We start from the raw sequence: 5,222 nt of genomic DNA on the forward strand, positions 1-5,222 counted from the left end.
CCGCATTCGCTACGCCGTGCCTTCCGTCTGTCTGATGCGTCCAGAAGAGCTCACTGCCGAGCAACTTGCCGATCGCCTGTCCGTGAGCGTCTATTTCGTTCGCTACTGGATTAAACGCGGCGTGATTGATGCACGCCATCTCGGCGCCCAGGGCCCCTGGTGGATCACGATCACCGACCAACAGGAGCAGCAACTCCGTGATCGCATACGCACCTCAGGTCACTTGAAGAACCATCGCGAGACGCTGCCATCCCAACTCTCAATTGTGAGGAGTGCTTTATGAAGCCACCATCACGAGCAGCTTGGGGCGTACCGCGATCATCAGCTCGCGCAGCATGCCCCGCTCGAGCAGCGGGTTCATCGCAAAGACCGCGCCGGCGGCCTCGCCACCCCAGATGATCCAGTGCGTCTCTGGAAGATTGGGAAGGACAAACGCCACGACGTCCCTGCGACCGAGGCCAAGCCGGCGCAGGAGATTGGCCGTCTGGGTGATGCGGACAAACCATTCGCTGTGCGTCCACGTGAATGGGCGGGCGTAGTCGGTCGCCTCGAGAAAAAAGGAGACAGCCGGCGCGTCCGGCGCTCGCCGCGCGCCGCCTGCCAGCAACTCATACGTGCGGTTGACTTCCGCCAGCGGATCGGGGACGGCGTCTTCGAGCCGACGCACGTCGTCCAGTGATCCGATTCCGGACGATGGCACGAGCCGCTCCCGCAGCTCGAAGGACGCGGGCGGGGCGGCAAGTGGATCGTGGTTCATCGGTGGACTTGGCAGCGAGGGTCTAGGTAAAACGACAACTCTGTCATCATGACATGATAGTCATTATTACGCCGTTTCTTCGCCAGTCCAACCTGTGAGACCCAACTGGCGTGGCCGAACGCATACCGAAGCGCGATGCGGCCGTCCGCCAACGTGGATGCGCCGGTGCGGGCCCTACCCTGTCCTCAGCACCGTCGTACGCCGGTATGCAGCGAAGAACTAAATCGCTCGCGCGGTAGCCCGCCGCCGAGGGCTTTGCAACTGGCAAACATTGGTCCTACTCAGCGCTGCGCAAGGCGCATTTCGCCCCAGGTCAAACGGTGCTGATTGACGGCGCCACGGGTACCCTGGGGCTGGGCGCGGTCATCCTTGCACTGGCCATGGGCGCGGCCAAGATCTTCGCGACGAGTCGCAATAAGGCGCTGCTCGACAAGCTGCATCAGCTCGACCCGACGCGCATCGTGCCGATCGCGCTTGGATCGCGGCCGACTGCAGAAAACGAGATGGAAGCGACCGGCGGCTACGGTGTCGATGCGCTCATCGAGGCGCTCGGTCCCAACGCCTCGGTGGCTACGGTGCTCGACTCGTTCAACGCCCTGCGCCGCGGGTGTGGCCGATCCCATAGCACTGGAGCCGTTCCCTCTCATGTGCCTGCAGAAGTCCTACATCGGCTCACTGTGGCGGTGTCCGGGCCGGGGCGTCCGCGGCGTGACTGCTTGAAGCTGTGCTCCTCGCGCACCACGCGCGCGACCTTCACATAGCGCCCGACCTTGTAGCGCTCCAGGATCTGCGCGACCTGCAGGTCGATCTGTGCGGCCCCGCGCAGCCGAGCGCGGGCAGCGGCCAGGCGCCGCTTGAGATTGCTCAGCTGTTCGATGGCCGCCGCCAGGTGCTTCTGGCGGCGATGGGTCTGGTGCAGGGCCAGCAGCGTGCTCCACACCCAGACACCGGTAGATTTCGACGTTCATCTCAAGGATCGTCGAGTGGTGGACCAGGCGGTCGACCGCGGCCACCGTCATGGCGGCGTCGTCGAACACTTCGCCCCTTGCGAGAACGGCGTGTTGGCCGTGATGGCGGGCGCCGGGCTTGCGCCTGAGCGCTGCGATCAGGTGCCGGTAGTCGATGTCGCGCGGATGGCGCTGCCCGTCGCAGTGGTTCAAGCGCGTTCGCTCGAGCACGCACGTGCCACCGAGCCAGCACTCGATGTGGTCGGTGTACAAGCGCACCGTCATACGCTGCCCGACGAGTTGGCTCGGCGCGCTGTACTGCGCGCCACGCACGGTGAAGATCGCGTACTTGCTCACCCGTGCTGGTACTCGGCGGTGCGCCGCTGCGGCAGCGCGCGCAGCGTGGCGCGCTCGACCACCACGAGATGCACCTCAAAGGCTCGCGCAGCACCACGAATGAGGAGCAAGCCCGCAAGACGGAGAACTGATCCATTGAACCACCGCGGTCGGCGCCCGTAATTGATCAGAAGGTTAATCAAGGGCCTTATTGCGTTCGGCTGCTGGCCCGTGTTGCTCGGGACGCCGTCGCGCGACGATGCGGCGAGCGGGACCTTGAAGTCTGCGCCTCCCCTCCGCACCACTGATCTCGTCGGGCACGGCGGGCGAAGGCCTCGCGGGAGGGCCCCGGGCCTACCGGCATCGGTTCAGCCCGCCAGCACCCCGCCAGGGCTTGGGCGCGCGCCGCCCAGCGCAATGCGGGCTTCTCGCACCTCGCCATCTTCGCGTTGATTGCAGTTGCCGCGGAGACCAGCGCAATCATTTAGTGGTTAAGCTAGGTGTCGGCGACGCAGCGCATGGCAGCGAGCGCCGTGAGTGCAAACGCGCATTCGAACGGGTGTGTCGCGATCTCGCCCCCAGGACTTGCCGCAAGATCCCGCCGATCGCCGCGCGACCGCTTCTGGGCCGCCGTTTGTTGCAGGAACGTCCGGCTTCGCCCTCTTCGAGTCAGCCGGTTGGGCGACTGCGGTTCCACGCCGCGCGACCCGAGAGATAGGAGATGGCGGATTTGGGCCTATTGGGGAGTGCCCGTTTTTTCCTTCGGGTTCGTGGGGACGTCGGGCCGCTCACCCTTGACGCCCGCCTGCGGCTTCAGTTCGTTCTTGCTCGGCTTCACTTCGGCCCGGCTCATTGCACCCGTCGACTGAGGCGCATTGGGCTGATTGTTGGTCATGGTTGAAGGCTCTCCCTTGGGAACCACCGTATTCGCCGGGCTCCGGTTTTCCGCGCGAGCTTCGGATTTCACCGCTTCACGCGACGCAGGATTGCTGCCGTCGGGGCGCTGCGTCGGATTCGCGACGCCAGCTGGGGTCTTGGTGCTGGCTTGACCGGCCTTGGCAGGATCAGGGCCCGCAGGCACGGCGGTGGTCTGAGCAAAGCTTGCGTTTGACAGGCTCCAAAGGAGGGCCGCCGCCACGGTGACGAGGTTCAGCTTCATGATGTCTCCAGGCGTTTTGAAGATTTCAATCTTGGAAACGCCCCCGACGGACTGATGTGGGGAATGAGCGGGGCCGCCTGTAGGTTGACGCTCACTCTGCGTTTTAGGCCGATTCGCGGCGGGGMTCGCCACTCCGCTGGCGCGCATCGCTCGGTTTTGGCGACTCCGGACTTTGTCACAGAAAGGCTGCGAGGAGTAGCTCCGCACAGCGGATGTAGGCCTCAAATGGCCCCACGTGTTCGCCGCAGCATCGGGTGTGGCACCCGGCTGCATGGCCTACATGAAGACCCACGACTCCCCTATCGCGTCTCGGGGCCCACGGCGCGATACCTAGCTCGCTGGGCTTTGAAGGGAATGCTCGAGATGGATGCGCATCAGCTGATCGCGGAGTTGCGGCCCGACCGCCGACGCGCGAGCTGAGGGCGATCGCGATGTCCGGCTTCGGAAGGCGGGCGGACGCCCCGGCGCGCACTCGAAGCGGGCTTCGACGCGCATGTACCAAAGCCGGCTGCTGTCGAGGATCTGAAGACGGCCATTGGCAACTTGTAGCGAGCCGTCCGATTGCGCATGGACGCGAACTGTGCGACCGACTGACCGACCCACGCGGGGGCCGACGATTCCTGCAGGGTGTCGGCACCGGCGACTTGTTGGCGCAGCTCGCCAAAGCTGAGTAGGCCCTCTGACGTATTGCGCTTCGTCGGCACGGATATAAGCTTTCAAGTTGCTTGAAGCGGCGTCTCCAGGCGCAGCTGCAAAGGTACATGCAGTCCTACGCGTCGCGCGATGGCATGCAGTCATGCTTCGACTCTCAAAGCGAGCTCAATATTGGGTCTTCGCTACGGGGGTTGTCTAAGAGTCAGCGCCGCAGTCGATGATGTCCATCTTGGCAACGTCGCCGGCCCGCAAGAGGTATCAGTCTTCCCGATATGCTGTCAGAAACGACTGCGACGAACCACCGCCATCAGGAAGGAAATGGATCGTGCATGAGCTGAACTTCCACACTCTCCTGTACCGCTACTTCTTTTTCGAGTGGCTCTTCCTGGACGTCACACAAGGCAGCCTCATCGAGCGCTCAGCGGCCTGGCGGCACAACCAATCTCAAGCTCACTGGCTTCTCACTTACATGCGACGCTGGCTGTGGTGCGCCGTGCTGTTGTACGGGTTGGGGGGGATTGTCGAAATCCTGATTGGCGCGCCGGCGGTATCGGCGCTGTTCTATGTGCCGAGCGCCTTGAGCGTGTCCGTGAATGCAGTGATCGCGGCGGCGTGGCTGGGGCTCAAGACCTTGTAGGAACCTCTCTGAGATCGCGCCCCGGGTCGAAGAATCAGAAGTTGTACGCTTTTTCGCCGTGATCAGCAGAGCGCCCGCGTCCAACATACATGGTGGCATTGCCATTTCCTCGCTTCAACCGCTGTGAGCGTGCTCCGACGTTCGAGCTAACGCCGCGTTATCCCTTGACCGTTACAAGACTAGCTCCAAGTCTCAGGCACCCTTCTAGTCGACCCGCTTGATCGTCACGTTGACCGATCCGTGATTGTTGAAGTACGCAAACCAGGCGTCGTTGGCGAGAAGGTACAGCTCGGCCGTCTCGGCCTGGCCTGCGTAGGTCCAGCGCGTGTGCATGCCAATCGGAAAAAGATAGTCGTCCGACCGACCCACGGCGCCGATCAACTGGAACCACTTGCCGGCCTTGCAGCGCAGTGCCCACTGGGCCAATGACTGGCCCAGGCTCGGCCGCTCTCTCCCGTCCGCGCTTGAAGCAAGKTGCCAATCGACCCACTTGCTATCGTCGGCAGCAATCTCGTAGGTGGCGCCGCGATCAAGCAGGACGCCGGTCGGGTTGAAATAGACCCGACTGTTTACCGGCAGTGGGCCGGCGGATTCATCGATGGTGAGGTGCTTGGCCATGTGAGGTGTTGCTGGCCGGCTCGATCGAACCGGCTGAGCGTCGACTCGGCTACGCGCCTATGGGATCTTGGCCAGGATCGCGTCCATCTCGCTGCTCGAATACGCGCGAAGCGA

General features: G+C 63.6%; 6 protein-coding genes and 3 pseudogenes. 3 read left to right on the forward strand and 6 right to left on the reverse strand.

The genetic code is table 11. The annotated features are described in order from the left end of the window. Nucleotides 1-283, forward strand: a pseudogene (locus AC1DY5_RS41045) (hypothetical protein); the annotation flags it as partial. Here the strand turns inward: AC1DY5_RS41045 and AC1DY5_RS41050 are convergent. Then, nucleotides 278-757, reverse strand: coding sequence for an AMP-binding protein (locus tag AC1DY5_RS41050; RefSeq protein ID WP_478120183.1), 480 nt, complete (start codon nt 755-757; stop codon nt 278-280). The pseudogene AC1DY5_RS41045 and the gene AC1DY5_RS41050 overlap by 6 nt on opposite strands. Before the next feature lie 380 nt (nt 758-1,137). Between AC1DY5_RS41050 and AC1DY5_RS41055 the strand changes: the two genes are divergently transcribed. Next, the gene (locus tag AC1DY5_RS41055) at nt 1,138-1,518 is read left to right on the forward strand and encodes a hypothetical protein (RefSeq protein ID WP_478120187.1); all 381 of its coding nucleotides are present in this window, start codon (nt 1,138-1,140) and stop codon (nt 1,516-1,518) included. Here the strand turns inward: AC1DY5_RS41055 and AC1DY5_RS41060 are convergent. The 4 genes and pseudogenes from AC1DY5_RS41060 to AC1DY5_RS41075 form a co-directional block, all read right to left on the reverse strand. Further along, nucleotides 1,401-1,697, reverse strand: coding sequence for a hypothetical protein (locus AC1DY5_RS41060; protein ID WP_478120188.1), 297 nt, complete (start codon nt 1,695-1,697; stop codon nt 1,401-1,403). The two genes, AC1DY5_RS41055 and AC1DY5_RS41060, sit on opposite strands and share 118 nt — an antisense overlap. A gap of 7 nt (nt 1,698-1,704) precedes the next feature. Then, nucleotides 1,705-1,829, reverse strand: a pseudogene (locus tag AC1DY5_RS41065) (ATP-binding protein); the annotation flags it as partial. A 4-nt stretch (nt 1,830-1,833) separates the two neighbouring features. After that, nucleotides 1,834-2,120, reverse strand: a pseudogene (locus AC1DY5_RS41070) (Mu transposase domain-containing protein); the annotation flags it as partial. Between the two features lie 656 nt (nt 2,121-2,776). After that, complete coding sequence (locus AC1DY5_RS41075; protein WP_478120184.1) at nt 2,777-3,199, reverse strand: serine/threonine protein kinase; 423 nt, start codon at nt 3,197-3,199, stop codon at nt 2,777-2,779. Nucleotides 3,200-4,178: 979 nt separating this feature from the next. Here AC1DY5_RS41075 and AC1DY5_RS41080 point away from each other — a divergent pair. Further along, nucleotides 4,179-4,490, forward strand: a complete 312-nt coding sequence (locus tag AC1DY5_RS41080; protein WP_478120185.1) for a hypothetical protein — start codon at nt 4,179-4,181, stop codon at nt 4,488-4,490. A gap of 204 nt (nt 4,491-4,694) precedes the next feature. On the opposite strand, the gene AC1DY5_RS41085 is transcribed toward AC1DY5_RS41080, so the two are convergent. Then, a complete protein-coding gene (locus tag AC1DY5_RS41085; protein WP_478120186.1) occupies nt 4,695-5,108 on the reverse strand; it encodes a hypothetical protein in 414 nt (137 codons plus the stop codon). Between the last annotated feature and the right edge of the window lie 114 nt (nt 5,109-5,222).

Source organism: Variovorax sp. P4_D9 (genome assembly GCF_056401695.1).

Coding starts and splice junctions, on each gene's coding strand:
- AC1DY5_RS41055 (WP_478120187.1), top strand. CDS start 1,138: ATGGGCGCGGCCAAGATCTTCGCGACGAGTCGCAATAAGGCGCTGCTC.
- AC1DY5_RS41050 (WP_478120183.1), bottom strand. CDS start 757: ATGAACCACGATCCACTTGCCGCCCCGCCCGCGTCCTTCGAGCTGCGG.
- AC1DY5_RS41075 (WP_478120184.1), bottom strand. CDS start 3,199: ATGAAGCTGAACCTCGTCACCGTGGCGGCGGCCCTCCTTTGGAGCCTG.